18 protein-coding genes are annotated in these 16,708 nt (G+C 27.5%); 2 read left to right on the top strand and 16 right to left on the bottom strand.

All coding sequences use genetic code 11. From position 1 onward, the window contains the following. Window positions 1-1,522: 1,522 nt before the first annotated feature. The 4 genes from O212_RS0114730 to O212_RS0114745 all read right to left on the bottom strand — a co-directional run bounded on the left by O212_RS0114730 (window position 1,523) and on the right by O212_RS0114745 (window position 4,938). Window positions 1,523-1,897 (bottom strand): DUF956 family protein, encoded by a 375-nt coding sequence (locus O212_RS0114730; RefSeq protein ID WP_024615852.1) that lies wholly within the window; start codon window positions 1,895-1,897, stop codon window positions 1,523-1,525. Window positions 1,898-2,185: 288 nt separating this feature from the next. Further along, window positions 2,186-3,097 carry a PTS system mannose/fructose/sorbose family transporter subunit IID gene (locus O212_RS0114735; RefSeq protein WP_024615853.1) on the bottom strand — a complete coding sequence of 304 codons (912 nt, stop codon included), beginning with the start codon at window positions 3,095-3,097 and terminating at the stop codon, window positions 2,186-2,188. A 19-nt stretch (window positions 3,098-3,116) separates the two neighbouring features. Further along, entirely contained in the window at window positions 3,117-3,920 is an 804-nt protein-coding gene (locus tag O212_RS0114740; RefSeq protein WP_024615854.1) for a PTS mannose/fructose/sorbose transporter subunit IIC, read from the bottom strand. Between the two features lie 37 nt (window positions 3,921-3,957). Next, the gene (locus O212_RS0114745) at window positions 3,958-4,938 is read right to left on the bottom strand and encodes a mannose/fructose/sorbose PTS transporter subunit IIA (protein ID WP_024615855.1); all 981 of its coding nucleotides are present in this window, start codon (window positions 4,936-4,938) and stop codon (window positions 3,958-3,960) included. Between the two features lie 939 nt (window positions 4,939-5,877). Between O212_RS0114745 and O212_RS0114750 the strand changes: the two genes are divergently transcribed. Further along, window positions 5,878-6,384 (top strand): flavin reductase, encoded by a 507-nt coding sequence (locus tag O212_RS0114750; RefSeq protein ID WP_024615856.1) that lies wholly within the window; start codon window positions 5,878-5,880, stop codon window positions 6,382-6,384. 198 nt (window positions 6,385-6,582) lie between these two features. Here the strand turns inward: O212_RS0114750 and O212_RS0114755 are convergent, their stop codons facing one another. Beyond that, window positions 6,583-6,765, bottom strand: coding sequence for a hypothetical protein (locus O212_RS0114755; protein ID WP_024615857.1), 183 nt, complete (start codon window positions 6,763-6,765; stop codon window positions 6,583-6,585). Window positions 6,766-6,861: 96 nt separating this feature from the next. After that, a complete protein-coding gene (locus tag O212_RS0114760; protein ID WP_024615858.1) occupies window positions 6,862-8,145 on the bottom strand; it encodes a dicarboxylate/amino acid:cation symporter in 1,284 nt (427 codons plus the stop codon). Window positions 8,146-8,510: 365 nt separating this feature from the next. Here O212_RS0114760 and O212_RS16880 point away from each other — a divergent pair, with 365 nt between their 5' ends. Continuing rightward, a complete protein-coding gene (locus O212_RS16880; protein WP_173391493.1) occupies window positions 8,511-8,666 on the top strand; it encodes a hypothetical protein in 156 nt (51 codons plus the stop codon). Window positions 8,667-8,721: 55 nt separating this feature from the next. Here O212_RS16880 and O212_RS0114770 read toward each other — a convergent pair whose 3' ends face one another. The 10 genes from O212_RS0114770 to O212_RS16530 all read right to left on the bottom strand — a co-directional run bounded on the left by O212_RS0114770 (window position 8,722) and on the right by O212_RS16530 (window position 16,617). Further along, the gene (locus tag O212_RS0114770) at window positions 8,722-10,224 is read right to left on the bottom strand and encodes a hypothetical protein (protein ID WP_347452298.1); all 1,503 of its coding nucleotides are present in this window, start codon (window positions 10,222-10,224) and stop codon (window positions 8,722-8,724) included. A gap of 280 nt (window positions 10,225-10,504) precedes the next feature. Further along, entirely contained in the window at window positions 10,505-11,320 is an 816-nt protein-coding gene (locus O212_RS0114775; protein WP_024615860.1) for a hypothetical protein, read from the bottom strand. Between the two features lie 96 nt (window positions 11,321-11,416). After that, window positions 11,417-11,569, bottom strand: a complete 153-nt coding sequence (locus O212_RS0114780) for a zinc-ribbon domain-containing protein (RefSeq protein WP_024615861.1) — start codon at window positions 11,567-11,569, stop codon at window positions 11,417-11,419. 241 nt (window positions 11,570-11,810) lie between these two features. After that, the gene (locus tag O212_RS17065; protein WP_278244720.1) at window positions 11,811-11,942 is read right to left on the bottom strand and encodes a hypothetical protein; all 132 of its coding nucleotides are present in this window, start codon (window positions 11,940-11,942) and stop codon (window positions 11,811-11,813) included. Between the two features lie 296 nt (window positions 11,943-12,238). After that, complete coding sequence (gene rlmH / locus O212_RS0114790; protein ID WP_024615862.1) at window positions 12,239-12,718, bottom strand: 23S rRNA (pseudouridine(1915)-N(3))-methyltransferase RlmH; 480 nt, start codon at window positions 12,716-12,718, stop codon at window positions 12,239-12,241. Between the two features lie 168 nt (window positions 12,719-12,886). Continuing rightward, window positions 12,887-13,528, bottom strand: a complete 642-nt coding sequence (locus tag O212_RS0114795) for a lactate utilization protein (RefSeq protein WP_024615863.1) — start codon at window positions 13,526-13,528, stop codon at window positions 12,887-12,889. A gap of 113 nt (window positions 13,529-13,641) precedes the next feature. Continuing rightward, a complete protein-coding gene (locus O212_RS0114800; RefSeq protein ID WP_024615864.1) occupies window positions 13,642-14,139 on the bottom strand; it encodes an SEC-C metal-binding domain-containing protein in 498 nt (165 codons plus the stop codon). Window positions 14,140-14,163: 24 nt separating this feature from the next. Continuing rightward, window positions 14,164-14,955, bottom strand: a complete 792-nt coding sequence (locus O212_RS0114805) for an MBL fold metallo-hydrolase (protein WP_024615865.1) — start codon at window positions 14,953-14,955, stop codon at window positions 14,164-14,166. Window positions 14,956-14,974: 19 nt separating this feature from the next. Further along, on the bottom strand, window positions 14,975-16,240 hold the full coding sequence (locus tag O212_RS0114810) for a UDP-N-acetylglucosamine 1-carboxyvinyltransferase (protein WP_024615866.1): 1,266 nt from the start codon (window positions 16,238-16,240) through the stop codon (window positions 14,975-14,977). A 218-nt stretch (window positions 16,241-16,458) separates the two neighbouring features. After that, window positions 16,459-16,617, bottom strand: a complete 159-nt coding sequence (locus tag O212_RS16530; RefSeq protein ID WP_081705871.1) for a DUF1540 domain-containing protein — start codon at window positions 16,615-16,617, stop codon at window positions 16,459-16,461. Window positions 16,618-16,708: the final 91 nt, after the last annotated feature.

The raw sequence follows: 16,708 nt of genomic DNA on the forward strand, positions 1-16,708 counted from the left end.
CTCGTCGCCCTCAAGCGACTTAATCAGTTTAACATCTGTATCGAACTTTGTCAACAGTTTTTTTATTTTTTTAATTAAACTGTTTTATCTTGCGATATTTCGTTCGGCACATCCGATGTATGTAATTATATATACTTTTTTGACAGATTTTATTAATATTAATTTCAAAAATACAAGTTATCATTACTATTTTAAAATTTTCTCCTTTTTTCTTTGTTTTTCTTATATTGATATACTAGGATAAGTTTGCTATAAATATACGCATTTATACAATTCATTTTTAAGTTTTGCATAGTTTTATCCCAATAATTATGTATTTTTAAACTGTTTAAATACTTATTACTTAACTTACCTCTTTGGATATACTCTAAATTAGATCTTAACTATAATTATAAACTTTAATTTACTTCTCCCATTACATATATAATATTACTCCCCCTCTTACATATCTATTTGTAGTAATAGTTATCTCATATCTCTTTTTTTATATATGTAAGCTCACTACTTTTATTATTTATATTATAGCTTTTAAAATTACTATCTTTCCTTTTATATATAGAATTACTATCCTATATATAAATTTTAAACTGAACTAACTAACCAAATCTCATAAATTAGTTAAGTACAAAAATATTCCTCTTCAAAAGAATCTCTTATTTAAATACTAAACCCCCTTTAAAGTTCATTATAAAAGTTCATTATAAAAATTTATTTTATTAAAATAAAACTTTATGCTACTCTTTATATCAATCTTATGTATACAACTTAAATAATTAAAGTTTTATATAACTTAACTCTTACTTATATAAAAAATTACTCATCTCTTTAATATTGGGTAAAACTTTATATAGGTTAAAAGACAAATCAATTGCAAAAAATATATTATATTTTGATTTTTAGAAATTTATTAATTGCTTCTATTAATTAATATTATTATCTCATAGTTGTTAATTGATATTATTGTTTCATAACTTATAATAAATATACTTAAATTTAATATTTTTTATATTAACCAATATATATCTACATATTAATAAAAAGATATATTAGATTTATAAATCAATTTTGTATATGCTAAATTATTTGTATATATTTTAAAATCTCCTTTTATTATTGAAATTGGCTATAAGTATATTTTCATTTTAATAAAAGGAGATTTTTGCTATACCAATAAAACTCATCTCTAAGAATATTATCAACGCTTTACCCTTAATCTATAGTTTTTACTATATTAATTATTCTCTGAAATAACTTAAATAACAATTAGTTTTCATTAACTAAAAAGAACGCTTCCTTTACAAAGAAACGTTCTACTTTAACATTCTATATATCCTTGAACCCAAACCTACAATATATTTATATCATTACTAAACTCTTTTAAAGAAAAATGTCCCTTTAAAATTAGTTTAACTACTAAAAGTTTAGTTTGTTTATCAAATGAACATCTTAACATAACCTAGCTTCTAGCTTTCTATTATCTTTGTGTCCAGTTCTATTATACCAAGTACAAAATCCTTTAATATTAATTCTTCTTAAATATGGATTTTACTCCTCGTTTAACAACATCAAAAAAACTTAATGACTTAACTATATGATTTGGATCAACATAGTTTCTAATAGTACGAAGTACCTTCTTTGTTTCTTTAGATGAAAAAGAATATGTACCATTTTTCTTAGTTTGAATTGCATACCTTGGAATCCACTTTCCATTTAATATTACAGATACAATAACATAATCAATTTCGTTCCAAGGAATTTGAATGAATTTCCCAACATCTCTAGAATTGTAAAATTCAAAACCTTTGTCACCAATCATTATTTTTCCATAATCAGTAAGTCCTGTGAAAGCTGTCGCATCAACTACTAGATCTACCTTTGTATTAAGTGATTCAACCATACGTTCTACCTCTTTTCTACTTAGTATATATATTTATTTTCATTTAAATATTTCTTAAAAGAATTCAAAAGCCATTGGCCCAAAACCAAATAACTAAAATTATTATGCTCATTAAATTTAATTTCAAATTTTTATAATTCCTTATTAAACCTTAAAAATTTAAATATTTATTCTTCTATTCCATAATATCATAAAATTTATTTTTCTAACTCTACTTTAACTTATTTTATGTTAAAAAAAGCCCAGGTTAAGTAAAATATTATACTAACCCAGGCTGATTTAAAAATATTACATTAAACCTATTAAGTGTAATACAATACCAATTATAAATAAAGCAAGAATAATTACAATTGGTGATACTTTCTTCTTAAGTAACCACATACAAAGAAGTGTTAATAATAATCCTGCAAGTCCAGGAATTAATGAATCCAAGTTACCTTGTAATGTTGTAACCTTCTCAGGAGTTAGTGATAACCCAGCTGATTGTTGGATTAATGCTTGTTTAACACCCTCTGCTCCAGCAGGAAGGTTAACCCAATCAATGAAAGCACCTTTGCTTAATTGAACAGATGATATTACTGGTGTAAACTTAATAGATACCCATCTATTAACCAATGATCCTAAGATGAACATACCAAGTATTGATGCTCCCTTAGTGATTTCTTGTAATAAGTTACCAGATAAATCTTCTGTAATACGAGAACCTGCTTTGTAACCAAGTTCTTGTGTATACCAAGTAAATGCCATACGTATAATATTCCAAGCAAAGAAGAATATTATAGGTCCAAGAATGTTACCAGCCATAGCAAGTGAAGCACCTAATGCTCCTAATATTGGTCTAACAGTAAACCAGAAAACTGGATCTCCGATACCTGCTAAAGGTCCCATCATACCAACTTTAACACCTTGAATAGTTACATCATCTACAGGTGATCCATTTGCACGATCCTCTTCTAATGCTAATGTTACCCCAATAATAGGTGAAGCTACATATGGGTGAGTATTAAAGAATTCTAAATGACGTGTTAATGCCGCTGCTCTATCTTCTTTAGTTTTATATAATTTTTTAATTGCGGGAATTAATGAAAATGCCCAACCACCGTTTTGCATTCTTTCATAGTTCCAAGATCCTTGAATGAAAGTTGAACGCCACCAAATAGAAAGACGATCTTTTTTTGTTAACTTTAATTTTTTTTCCATTTTCGTCTTCTCTCCCTTCTTAATAGTTATCGATAATATCGCCTATTGGATCTCCAGTATTTGATCCACCATTACCTGAACCGCCTTTTTTGCTAAGTGCTAAGTAAATAAGAGCTATAGATACACCGATTGCACCTAATCCCATAAGTGTAATTTGAGGAATAGTTGCTAATACAAAACCAATTGCGAAGAATGGCCATACTTCTTTTGTTGCCATCATATTGATTACCATTGCGTAACCAACAGCTACAACCATACCACCACCTACTGCTAAACCGTCTGTTAACCAAGCTGGCATAGCATTAAGTAATGCGCTAATAGGACCAGAACCAATTAATAAGATTAATGCTGCTGGAAGAGCTATACGTACACCTTGCATACAAATAGCAATAATTTGCCACATTTCAACTTTTCTAATATTTCCTTCTTTTGCAGCCGCATCCATAAAGTGTACGAATGCAGTAGCAATTGTACGACAAATGATTGTTAATAATAATCCTGCAACTGCTAAAGGAATTGCTATAGCAATAGCTGAATCAACACCTGCTCTACCTTGACCACCAAGAACTAGAATAATCGCAGCTGCAACAGATGCTAATGCTGCATCAGGTGCTACTGCTGCACCGATATTTGCCCATCCTAAGGCAATCATTTGAAGACTACCACCTAAGATTAGACATGGTATTAAGTTACCTGTAACTAATCCGATTAAAGTACATGCAACTAGAGGTTGATGAAATTGGAATTCATCCAGGATGCCCCCCATCCCAGCTAAAAATGCAATAATAATAACTAATATTATTTGAACTATATTTAGATCCACTATGTTAATCCTCCTTTTTCTATTAAAATAATATTTATTATTTTAATTTATTTAATTCCTCTTGTGCTTTTTTAAGAATTTCGTCCATATTTCCTTTTGAATCATTTGGAACTTTACGAACGTCAAATTTTAATCCAGCTTTTTTAAGTTTTTCAAAAGTATCAATATCTTCTTGACTGAAAGCAAGAACCTTATTTGGTTGAACTTTACCTGCAGAGTGAGCCATAGATCCAACATTAACAGTTTTTAGAGGTACTCCTCCTTCTACTGCTCTAAGTAAATCTTCTGGGTTTTCAAAAAGAAGCATTGCACGTTGTCCTCCAAAATGTTGATCATCCTTTGCAAGCTTAATCATTTGGTCTATTGGAACAACATGAGCTTTAACTCCTGGAGGAGCAGCTTGTTGAATTAACTTCTTACGAAGTTCATCTCTAGCTACCGCATCTGATACAACAATAATTCTTGTTGGTTGCGTAGTTTTTGTCCAAGCAGTTGCTACTTGACCATGAAGTAAACGAGAATCAATACGAGCTAAAACATATTCGAATGATCCTGGTGCACCTGCGTTAGACTGATTAGCAGAACCTGCAGTTGATTTATCATCATCATTAGCTGGTTCTAAAGCTTCTGGCTTAACTTTAACTCCTTCTTTAGCTGATCCTATAATACTAGCCGCGATTTCTTGTGCGGATTCCATTGAAAGACGTGCACCATAAGCTTCAATTACCATTGGTAGATTCATACCAGCAACAATTGCCCATTTGTCTTTATGTTCTTCAAATAAACTATTTGCTTGGTTGAATGGTGTACCACCCCAAAGGTCAACTAAGAATAAAACCTCATCTTGGTTGTCAAAGGATGCAATTGCATCTTTCATTTTTGCTTTAATATCATCAGGTCCTTCACTAGGCATTAGTGTAACAGCTTGCACGTTTTCTTGTTCTCCAAAAATCATTGAACCAGATTGCAAGATGCCTTTAGCAAAATCTCCGTGACTAGCAAGAATAATTCCTACCATTATATATACCTCCTATTTTTTATTTGTTACTATAAATTTTATAAATAAGTTCTAAAAAACTGTAACCAAATTTAATTATTATAATTTTTTCTCTGAATGAACTTTTTAATACTTTATTATGTACACTTATATATTAGCAAGTGTTGTGCCAATAAAATGTATTAAGAATCATTAAATCACCTAAAGCTATGTGATTCAATGATTTAAGCTTTAATTTTAGCTATTGAAATCTTTTTCTTTAATACACTTTAATTATTTTTTGATACTATTTTATTTTAGTTTTAAGTTATTTTGATATACTTATTTAAATATTTTATACTCATAACAAATTTCTCTCTCTTTCAACATAATATTCAATGTATATTTCAATATATTATTTCCATTATAGATAATTTTTAATATAGTTTTATTTAATCTATTTATGTAATTTTACATATTAAAACATGCTTAGTAATTGCTTTTTCAACAGTACAGCTTATATAACCAATTAATTTAATATTTTAAATATTATTACATTAACATTTAAATTTTCTTATAATACACTTATATTTCTAATTAATACACTTGTATTTTTATTAGTATTGAAACTATCAAATATATCATTTTAAAAAGCTTAACATATAATTGTATTAATGCAGTTTCTTAAAAAAATATTTAATAAGTGTTTATTTATAAGGATTTCTAACATTTTTAATAAAAGTATCTGGAATCATATGTACATAAAATTTAAAAATCTATATACTGTATTCCTTAAAAGTTTAAGAGTATTACTTTTAATTTAGTATTTCATCTAAGTACTTATATATAAGAAGACTAAAGAATATATCAAAAGTATAATAACCCAATACATCTTTTCCTTTAAAACAATTAAACTTTGAACTAATTGATAAGTTTTGGTTATAATATTGATTATTAAAATAATTTAAGGAGAATATTAATATGGATAACTTTAAAGAAATTCAACCAAGTGAACTAAACGAAAGTCCTTTTAAACTTATAGGTGAGGATTGGATGCTAATTACAGCAGAAAAAAATAATAAAATTAATACAATGACAGCTTCATGGGGTGGCCTTGGAGTTATGTGGGGTAAAAATGTTACTTATATAGTCGTAAGACCAAATCGTTATACAAAAGAATTTATAGATAACTCAGATACTTTCTCACTAACTTTTTTTGATACTAACTTTAAAAAACAATTAGGTTATTTAGGAAGTGTATCTGGTAGAGATGAGGATAAGATTTCTAAATCTAATTTAACTGTTTCTCATATAGATAATACACCATATTTTGAAGAAGGAAAGCTTGTCATGGTATGTAAGAAATTATACTCTCAACCTTTAAAACCTGAATTCTTCTTAGAAAATGGAATTGATGAAAGATGGTACCCTCAAAAGGATTACCATGAATTATATATATCTGAGATTAAAAAAATTATTTCAAAATAAATTTATTATTAAAAGTTATTTAGTTTAAAATTAATCTTATAAAAAAACACCTAATTAAGAATATTAAATTCCATTAGGTGTTTTTTATAATTTTAAATTATATACGATACAGTCTTTAAATTATAAACTAATAAATTACTTTTATTATTATAATTTATTAAAAACTATCCTTAACTTAAATTATTTTCTATATTTAAATTATTTAGTTTCTTCTATCAATTTATTTAATTTATTTTGAACTAACCACAACTTTTTTTGTTGTCTATTGTAAGCTACTACTTTCTTTCTATTGTTTTTATTTTCTTCTATTAAATCGATATATTTCTCATCTGCAATTTTAAATGCATCTTTAATTGTTAAAAGCTCTTCTCTTGTAAACATAAATGCTTCCTCCAAACTTATTAAAAACTTCTTTTGATATTATATCATATAATAGTAGCTCATTTTTATTAGTTAAACATATTATTTTTTTATAAATTAAGATTCTTGTAAAAATGGCATTTCCTCTTCTTCATCACCATAATACATGTCTTCATCAAGTGCATTTTCTTTTTTGCTTACTATTAAAGTGCATATACAATCACCAATAACATTTACAGTAGTTCTGCACATATCAAGTATTCTATCTACACCCATTATTAAACCTATTCCTTCTATAGGTAATCCTACAGAATTTAATACCATAGAAAGCATAACTAATCCAACTCCAGGTACAGCTGCCGTTCCAACTGATGCTAATGTTGCTGTTATTATTACTGTTATTATTGAATTTATACTTAACTCTATTCCATAAATTTGTGCAATAAATACTGTTGCAACTCCTTGCATTATAGCTGTTCCATCCATATTTATAGTTGCACCTAAAGGTAATGTGAATGAAGATACTTTATTATGAACGCCTAAGCTCTTCATAGTTTTCATTGTTGCTGGAAGTGCAGCACTACTTGATGCAGTTGAAAAAGTTATTGCTGCAAAATCTGCTATTTTCTTAAAAAATGGTTTTACACTAAGTCCTGTAAATACTTTTAGAGATAGACTATAAACTACACAAGCATGTATAGCCAATGCCAACATTATTACAAACATATACTTTATTAAAGAACCAAATGCATCAAACCCTGTTGTTGCAAAAGTCTCTGCTATTAATGCAAATATACCAAATGGTGCAAAATTCATTATTATATTAACCATTTTTAAACATATTTCATTTAAGCCTAACATTACATCTTTTACAGGCTTTGCTTTTTCCCCTAATATACTTATAGTTGCTCCAAATAGAACTGAGAAAAATATAACTTGTAACATTTCTCCTTCAACCATAGATTTTATAGGATTTGTTGGAATTATATTTAGAATTACATCAGATAAAGGCTTAGTTTGCCCTATTTCTGGTTGTTGAACAATTACGTTAGACATATCAAGCCCTGATCCAGGCTTTATTATAAGAGCTAACCCAATAGCTATAGATATTGCTATTGCTGTTGTAGATAAGTAAAAAATTAAAGTTCTGCCACCAATTCTTCCTAAACTTTTTATATTGCTTAAAGATGCTACTCCACATGTTATTGAAGCAAATACTAAAGGTACAACAAGCATTTTTATTGCACTTATGAACCCTTTACCTAGTATTTTTATTATCCCATTTAAAAATATTGTATCTTTAATAAATCCATTTGGTAATAGTTTTATTAAAAATCCAAATACAGCCCCAATTGCTAAAGCGATAAAAATCTTTGTAGTAAGTCCTACTTTTTTCTTCATAAACGCGCCCCCTTGTTTATTTAATTGTTTTATAAAAATATAATTCTTTTAAAAATTTAGTTTTAAGTAAATTTGCCCCATTAAAAGAATTATATAAAAATAGCTTTTACAAAAATAACCACTTATATAATATATTATATCACAAATGAATGTATTTGTTTCCTAAAATTCATTTTTTATTTTTATTTTTTATTTTTTCTTATAAAATCCTTTATTTATGTAATATATAATTATAATTTCTCTGAATAATGAATAATTAAAAAATAATTTATTCATTTTGTATATCTAACATTAAATAACCTTATATTTCTTCATATAATTTCTTTCATTTCTTCATAACATAACAATGAAAGAGGTGATATTTTATGAATAGTAAGCATAAGAGAGAATACACTAAAGAAAATTATTTATCTAATGGTCACAAAACTCAAAATCAATGGTCAAGAAACAGATATACTACTACAACTAAAGAGCCTGGAACAAATGAAAGTGGTATAGAAGCCAAAAAGAATGGATTCTAAAAAAAGAAGATGTCTCAAAATTTATTTTGAGACATCTTCTTTATAAAAATACTATTTAATTATTAATCTCATCACTTTTAACTTCTTTTACATACTTCCATGTTTTTCCCTTATCTTTAGATTCATAAAGAGCTTTACAATTTCCATTGTAATCTCCATCAGAGCCTTGACCGACAAGCATATTTAATACTCCATCTTTCTCATACGGCATACCTGGAAGATCAAAGGGACTTATATATTCGCCATTATCTAACTTAACTTTATGATTTGCATAACTTACTTTTTTAAAAGTTTTTCCACCATCGTCTGTTCTGTATAAATCACCACTAGCTCCAGCACTAATTGATAATGCAACAAACCCAAGCTTATCATTTATAAAAGTCACTCCAGCTGCACCACCAAGCATTCCATTAAAAGGGTCTGTATTTATTAACTTCCAGGACTTACCTCCATCTGTAGTTTTACTTAATGAATATGACCTACTTCCTAATGCTGCTCCTGTAACATCCAATCTATATCCCACCTCTTTTGATGCATAAAATTGCTCATTATTATTTTCTGGCTTTGGATTATCCTCTGAAGGACTATATTTTACTGTATTATCATTTTCATCTTTTGGAGGAGTTTTTGATTTGCTCCACTCTGCATCACAGATTAAATTATATCTAATTGGAGTAATTTCTTTTTCTTTTCCTGGAACAAATATTGATACTGTATATCCTATTATCTCAGAATTTGCCTCATCTACTTTTCTTTCAGCATGATCTTTATAAACATCTACAATTCCATCAGTATTATATCCCCAATTTCTTTTACCATAATAAACTAATCCATAATTTTCAGAGTTCCAATTTTGAACTGTTTTTTGAAGTGGAATAGCTTTAATTGTTTCAATTAATGGCTCTATAAGTTTATCATCATTATAATCACCATTTGAGTTACCTCTAAGTATTACATTAATTTTATTTGATTTATTTTCATCATAACTTATTAAATAAGTTTCTTCTTTTTTAGAATCATTTTCTCCATAAATAAATGTATCAAATGATGTTATTGTTCCATCTTTTTTAAAATTAAGTGTAAATCCATCTGTCATGTATAATTTCTTTGATAAATTGAATTTTTTATTTATATCTTCAAAGATACCCTGTACACCATCTTTATATATGTTATTGTGAGTAAACTTTACTGTTTTATGATTTCTAAACTCCTCTATAACCCAAGCAAGCTTTCCACCATAATTTGTTGCACTCTTATAAATATTAAATCCATAAAATAAAGTTATAAAAACCACAATTATTATCGAAATATATTTCCAAAGTTTTATATTATTTAGTTTTTTAAATTTATAATCTTTATTTCTTATAGCCATTGTTATAACAACTATAATCATAGGAAAAAGAAATATAGTAGCTAAAAATAAAATAAAAATATTATTCTTTTCTCTTCCATACCTACATACAGAAGATAATTCATAAAGAAAAATCCAATAAATAATTAATAGTATTGGATTTGTCATTAACGATATAACTATTCTCTTTACCTTTTCTCTAAACAACTTTAATCCCCCCACCTTAAAATATTCTTATATATAAGTTTATCTTATTTTTATAAATCTTTGTAATAAAGTTTTTATTTCTGTCTATAAAATTACACTAAACGTATATTAAGATGAATTAATAAGTATAAAATAAAACCATAAAGTACAAAAGTACTTTATGGTTTTATTACTTATGATACGGTTCTCCGTATAATTATCAAGTGAGATTTTTATAATTTTTTTATATAAAACTTCAACCTATAACAATTTAAACATATATAATACTATCTAATAAATATTAAGTGTCTTTACTTGAAAGTCCTCTTGGCCATGAAAGCAATTTATTCTTATCTATTCTTAAATTTTTTTCATTTGCAAAATTTATATTACAAAAATAATTATGGTAATTAGCTATCCATACAAATTTATCCCAAACTCTGATATTCTCTTTATTTAATTCTAACATCTCTTCTATTTTAACCTTATGTTTAAAAAGTAACTTTATCTGCATTTTTTCAAATTCATATTTATTGTTACATTCAGTATAATATTTAAATATTGTATTTAGATAATTTAAAAACCATTGTCCATCATTATCTATTAATATCTTATTTCGTTGTGGTGCTATATCATAATTATTTATATATCTTCTCAATTTACTTACTGTTTTGCTATCTAATACAATTCTTGGATAACATGCTAAATTACTTTCAACATAATGTGCATCTAAAAGAGCAGGCCCAAAAACTATATCTTCGTTAATATAAAAATCACCTACACTAACTCCACCTCTAACAAAAAAACCTTCTAAAGCTAAATTAAACTGATATTCTGACACATTATCTAATATTTCATTTAACGCTTCTTCTCCATCATCTTTTATAGGATATCCTACAATCATATTATCAGTATATATTTTTATTTTCCCTTGACTATATTTATTTTTAATTATACATTGTTTATTCTTATTTATAAGAAAATTGATTTCTTTAAGTAAATCATTTCCGTATTTATTGTTGCATGACTCTATTATCATCTGTGAAAAACCCAACATGTCTATAGTACACACCATAGAGTTAACAAGCATTGGATTATTTTCATTATACTTCTGCATACTTCTCTTCCCCCATCTAATGACTATATTTTAATATTTATTTTATTATAATAAAAAAAGGCTGTAGTTTAAACTACAACCTTTAACAATCTAAAATTATCTTCTATTTTGTTCTTTCTTAGCTCTTCTACAAGATATACATCTTGTTGGCTCATTGTCAAATCCTTTTTCTTTGTAGAATTCTTGTTCTCCTACTGAAAATACGAATTCACTTCCACAATCTCTACACTTTAATGTTTTATCTGTCATAAACATTCCTCCTAAAATTAAAGATTCTAAATTGATATAATAATCTCTAATCTTTGAGAAACTATTTACCTAAATGAAACTTTTTTGTTAGCATTTTGCTACTAGTTTAGTATAACATAGTATTTAATCAATTACAACCTTTTTTATTTATTTTTTAAAATAATTGGAAATTTATACATTTTTTCTATATAGCAATTTCCAAATTAATTGTATCTATAATAATATCTTTTAATATAAAAGACTAAGGAGCAGCCTTCTTTGACTCTCCTTCTTCATTATTCAGATATTCAATTATATCTCCATTTATTTTTAGTTTTATTGACTCTATTTCTTTATCTTTACCTTTACCTATTGTTATCTCTGATATTAGCATATGAAGTAACATCTTTTGCTTTTAACTCTTAACATGTGAAGAATACTATCAATATGTTCTGAAATTAAGTCATCAAGAAATGTAAAATAATAGGATTTATTTGCTATATGATCAAATTTTATATATTAATATTTAAAAAAAATTATAAATATTAAGCTAAATATTTTTTATTAATTTCTATATAAAATTAAAAACCCTCGACAACACATTTCTGAATTGTCGAGGATTTCATGGTTGAGGCGAATCATCATTAACTTCTCACCCAAATCTAATACCAATTAAAGTAAAAATCTCATTTATTTATGGTAAGGTTCATTCTTCATTATCCTAAATGCTCTATATACTTGTTCTAAAAGCATAACTCTAAAAAGCTGATGTGGAAAAGTCATCTTAGAAAAACACAACTTATAATCTGCCCTTCTTCTCACTTCATCAGAAAGGCCAAGGCTTCCACCAATTACAAAAACTATATTTGAGTTTCCAGTAACTCCACACCTTTCTATAAAACTTGAAAACTGTTCTGATGTAATTTCTTTACCTTGCAAATCCATAGCTACAACGTAGGAAGTATCCTTTATTTTTGAAAGTATTAATCTACCTTCCTTTTCCTTTATTTGAAGTTCTTCCTTTTCTGATGCATTATCAGGAGTTTTTTCATCCGGAAGCTCTATTATATCAAGCTTACAGTATCTTCCCAGTCTCTTTGAATATTCATCAATAGCTTGTTTTAAATATTTTTCTTTTAATTTACCTACGGTAACTAATGTTATGTTCATTTTTCCTCCTAAGCTAAACATTTTTAAAATTATGTAATAATGTTCTAACTAAAATCATATAATTATAATAGTTAGATGCACTAGTTATTTAATTTTATTTTGAAAGTATCTCCTTGCGTTCAAAACCTTAAGTATAGTTATACTTTTTCTAACTAGTGCATATGTTTTTTAATATCCTAAATTTTCATTTAAAAATATTATATGCATTCTATCTTTTCTATTTTGTCTTTTTATTAAAGTATATTCATTACATATTCTATCTTTACTTTTACAATCCATACAATATCCTACTTTTGAACATGGTGTTTCTTTATTCAATCTTTTTGCATTTATTGGTGCTGCACATTCCCTATTTCTTTTTATTGCTTCTTCAACATCTTTTACTATCTTATTTACTCCACAAATGACTATAACTTTTTCTGGTCCATAAAGCATTGCTGCAACTCTATTACCATTTCCATCCACATTATAAAGTTCTCCATTTTCAGTAACAGCATTACTACTAGTAAAATATGCATCAGCAAAGAATGATTCTTTAAACATATTTACAACTTCTTCTCTTGTAATACCTTCTTTATATCTATCTAAAAACTTGTATCTTCCACTTCTTAAATGTTCCATTACTCCAGCCTCAAAAAGCGTCATTGAGCCACCACATGAAACTAATGAATCTTCACTTACTATTTCTTCTATAAGCTTTATAAGTTCATCTCTACCTTTTACATAATATCCATTCATATTATTTTTATTTATAGCTTCAACAGTTCTAGCTATTTTTTGTTCATTTGACCATAAAACATTTTTATCCATAATACAAAACCTCCTAAATATTCTATATAAAGATAAAGAAAGTATAACTTTATATACTTCCCTAAATATTAATAAAAGCTCATAAAAATCTTATGAGCTTTTAAAAGTCTAAATTATTTTCCACAACATTTCTTATATTTTTTTCCGCTTCCACATGGACATGGATCGTTTCTTCCGATCTTTTCTTCATTTCTTACTGTCTTTGAATCATTATATGATTTTTTAATTTCTTTTCTCTTCTCTTCTGAGAAAATTCCATCCCATTGTGGTAAGTTAAATAAGTAATCTGCCTTTGCATCTAGCATATTGAAATATAATTTTTCAAAATCTATATCTAATACTAATTCTGTATTTCCGTCTATAGTCTCTAAATCATATGGTGCTTTTAAGCTATCATTTATTCCATCAACAAATCCCATTACAAACTCTTCAGTTGTATTTTGTTCGTCAGCTAATTTCTTTATTGTTGTCTTTTTAACTTCTTTGTGATTTGATAATAAATCTTTATAGATGCTTGTTTCTATTTTACCATACTCTTCCCAAAAAGCCTTTTCACCTTTTGTCTTTACATATTCAACAACCATATCAGTCCAATTTTTGTATAAACTCATCTCATTCTCCCTCTTTCATTTTTATTATAAGTTAATTAATGAGCTAGGTTCATGTCTACTAGCCATTGAAATTTTAACATCCAAACCTTCTTCAATACCTTTTTCAGCTAAAGAAGTTAAAACTGTTTGATAAGCTAAATCTGGATGATTATTTGTACCACTTAAGTGACCTAATATTATTTTTTTATCATTACCATGCTTTATAATTTCAGCAATGGCTTCTCCACAATCATCATTTGATAAATGTCCTATTTCACTTAATATTCTTCTCTTAAGATTATAAGGATAAGGCCCAAATTTAAGCATACTAACATCATGATTACATTCTAAAAGTATAACATTAGAATCCTTTATGTTATCTCTTATTTCTTCAGTAAATGTACCAAAGTCAGTTGCTATACTTATTAAATTATCTTTTGATTTAATTGTATATCCAACTGGAGAAATGGCATCATGAGGTATTATAAATGATTTAATTTCTAAATCATTTATAGTCACCGTACTTCTTCTGTCCATTATTTTAATATTATGCTCTTTTATTTTGCCAATTGATCCTTTCATGGCTTCCCATGTCTTATCATTTGCATATATAGGTATATCGTATTTCCTTGATAAAACTCCAACACCTTTTACATGGTCTGAGTGTTCATGTGTTACAAAAATACCATTTATCTCTCTTGGGTTTTGATCTATCTTTGCTAATGCCTCATCAATTTTCTTACCTGGCATTCCAGCATCAATTAATATCTTTGTATTATCGTTACCTACAAAAATACTATTTCCACTGCTTCCACTATAAAGCGAACAAAATTTCATTATATCCCTTCGCCCCCAATTATTCTTCTACATCAACTCTTGTTATTTCTGCACCTAAACTTCTGAATTTATCTTCTATGTGAGGATATCCTCTATCTATATGTTCTATGCTTGTTATTTCAGTTGCTCCATCAGCTATAAGTCCAGCTATAACCATTGCAGCTCCAGCTCTTAAGTCTGTTGCTTTTACAACTGCTCCAGTAAGTTTTTCAACTCCGTCTATTATAGCTACTCTTCCTTCAACCTTTATGTTTGCACCCATTTTCTTAAGTTCATCAATGTGCTTATGTCTGCTTTCCCATATTGATTCAGTTATTAAACTTCTTCCTGGTACTATGCTTAATAAAGTTGACATTGGTTGTTGAATATCTGTTGGAAATCCTGGATATGGAGCTGTCTTAACATTTACTCCTTTTAACTTTCCAGAACATGTAATTCTTACAGAATCGTCTCCTTCTTCAACTTTAGCTCCCATTTCATTAAGTTTAGCTGTTATTGACTCTAAGTGTTTTGGTATAACGTTCTTTATAGTTACATCACCTTTAGTTGCAGCTGCAGCTATCATGAATGTACCTGCTTCTATTTGATCTGGTATTACGCTATATGCACAACCCTTGAACTTTTCTACACCTTGAATTCTTATTATGTCAGTTCCTGCTCCCTTAATGTTTGCTCCCATTGAGTTTAAGAAATTAGCAACATCAACTACATGTGGCTCTTTGGCAACATTTTCTAGAGTAGTTACTCCTTCAGCTCCTGTAGCTGCTATCATAACATTTATAGTTGCTCCAACAGAAACAACATCAAAGAAAATATTTGTTCCAATTAGTCTATCAGCCTTAACTTTTACAGCACCGTGTTCTATAGTAACATCTGCACCTAGAGCTTCAAATCCTTTAATGTGTTGGTCTATAGGTCTAACTCCTATAGGGCAACCCCCTGGAAGTTCAACTCTTGCTTCTTTAAATCTAGCTAAAAGTGCTCCAATAAAATAGTATGATGCTCTCATTCTTCTAACATCTTCAGTACAAGCGTCATAATTATTAACTTCTGTACTATCTATTTCTAAAGTATTATTATCAATCTTTTTAACTTTACATCCTAAACTTACAAGTATTCTTTCTAAACAATGCACATCTTCAATATCTGGTATGTTATCAATAACACACTTTGATTCGCTAGCAATTACTGCTGCTGGTAATATTGCAACTGCTGCATTTTTAGCTCCGTTTATATCAACTGACCCAACTAGAGGTCTTCCTCCATTTATAACTAACTTTTCCATCCAATTCACCCTTATTTTTAGATTCTATATACTTAAAATTCCCAAAATCATATTATTTATCCAAAAAAATATCTATTAGACATTATAATCCTATTATCATTTTTTATAGTTCGTTTATCATTATAACACAAAGTTGAATTATTGAAATATTTTTTTTACAAAAAATAAGATAGATAAAAGGTTTGTAGGCTTTTATCTATCTCATTTGGAATATTATGTTATTTTAATTCAAATGAATTACAATCTGTACATTCAATTGTTTTTGCTTCATGACCATGTTTACTAACCATAATTGAATCTAAAGTACAGTATTGGTCTTCCTTACAATGATGTTTACATTCATTAACTGAGCATTTAATGCTTGAATTATGATTCATAATATATCCCTCCTATTTTTCAAATTACACAAATAGTATTTGTATCTCATCCTTATTTATTCCTTTTAGTTTTTTTCTTTAAAGTATTATG

Source organism: Clostridium sp. Ade.TY, assembly GCF_000498355.1.
GTDB lineage: Bacteria > Bacillota > Clostridia > Clostridiales > Clostridiaceae > Clostridium.

What these genes read in the sequence shown, in the direction of transcription:
- O212_RS17065 (WP_278244720.1), bottom strand. Translation starts at nt 11,942, where the DNA reads ATGCTAATATCAGAGATAACAATAGGTAAAGGTAAAGATAAAGAAATA.
- O212_RS0114795 (WP_024615863.1), bottom strand. Translation starts at nt 13,528, where the DNA reads ATGGATAAAAATGTTTTATGGTCAAATGAACAAAAAATAGCTAGAACT.
- O212_RS16530 (WP_081705871.1), bottom strand. Translation starts at nt 16,617, where the DNA reads ATGAATCATAATTCAAGCATTAAATGCTCAGTTAATGAATGTAAACAT.
- O212_RS0114780 (WP_024615861.1), bottom strand. Translation starts at nt 11,569, where the DNA reads ATGACAGATAAAACATTAAAGTGTAGAGATTGTGGAAGTGAATTCGTA.
- rlmH (WP_024615862.1), bottom strand. Translation starts at nt 12,718, where the DNA reads ATGAACATAACATTAGTTACCGTAGGTAAATTAAAAGAAAAATATTTA.
- O212_RS0114750 (WP_024615856.1), top strand. Translation starts at nt 5,878, where the DNA reads ATGGATAACTTTAAAGAAATTCAACCAAGTGAACTAAACGAAAGTCCT.
- O212_RS0114810 (WP_024615866.1), bottom strand. Translation starts at nt 16,240, where the DNA reads ATGGAAAAGTTAGTTATAAATGGAGGAAGACCTCTAGTTGGGTCAGTT.
- O212_RS0114775 (WP_024615860.1), bottom strand. Translation starts at nt 11,320, where the DNA reads ATGCAGAAGTATAATGAAAATAATCCAATGCTTGTTAACTCTATGGTG.
- O212_RS0114800 (WP_024615864.1), bottom strand. Translation starts at nt 14,139, where the DNA reads ATGAGTTTATACAAAAATTGGACTGATATGGTTGTTGAATATGTAAAG.
- O212_RS0114755 (WP_024615857.1), bottom strand. Translation starts at nt 6,765, where the DNA reads ATGTTTACAAGAGAAGAGCTTTTAACAATTAAAGATGCATTTAAAATT.
- O212_RS0114730 (WP_024615852.1), bottom strand. Translation starts at nt 1,897, where the DNA reads ATGGTTGAATCACTTAATACAAAGGTAGATCTAGTAGTTGATGCGACA.
- O212_RS0114805 (WP_024615865.1), bottom strand. Translation starts at nt 14,955, where the DNA reads ATGAAATTTTGTTCGCTTTATAGTGGAAGCAGTGGAAATAGTATTTTT.
- O212_RS0114760 (WP_024615858.1), bottom strand. Translation starts at nt 8,145, where the DNA reads ATGAAGAAAAAAGTAGGACTTACTACAAAGATTTTTATCGCTTTAGCA.
- O212_RS0114735 (WP_024615853.1), bottom strand. Translation starts at nt 3,097, where the DNA reads ATGGAAAAAAAATTAAAGTTAACAAAAAAAGATCGTCTTTCTATTTGG.
- O212_RS0114745 (WP_024615855.1), bottom strand. Translation starts at nt 4,938, where the DNA reads ATGGTAGGAATTATTCTTGCTAGTCACGGAGATTTTGCTAAAGGCATC.
- O212_RS16880 (WP_173391493.1), top strand. Translation starts at nt 8,511, where the DNA reads ATGAATAGTAAGCATAAGAGAGAATACACTAAAGAAAATTATTTATCT.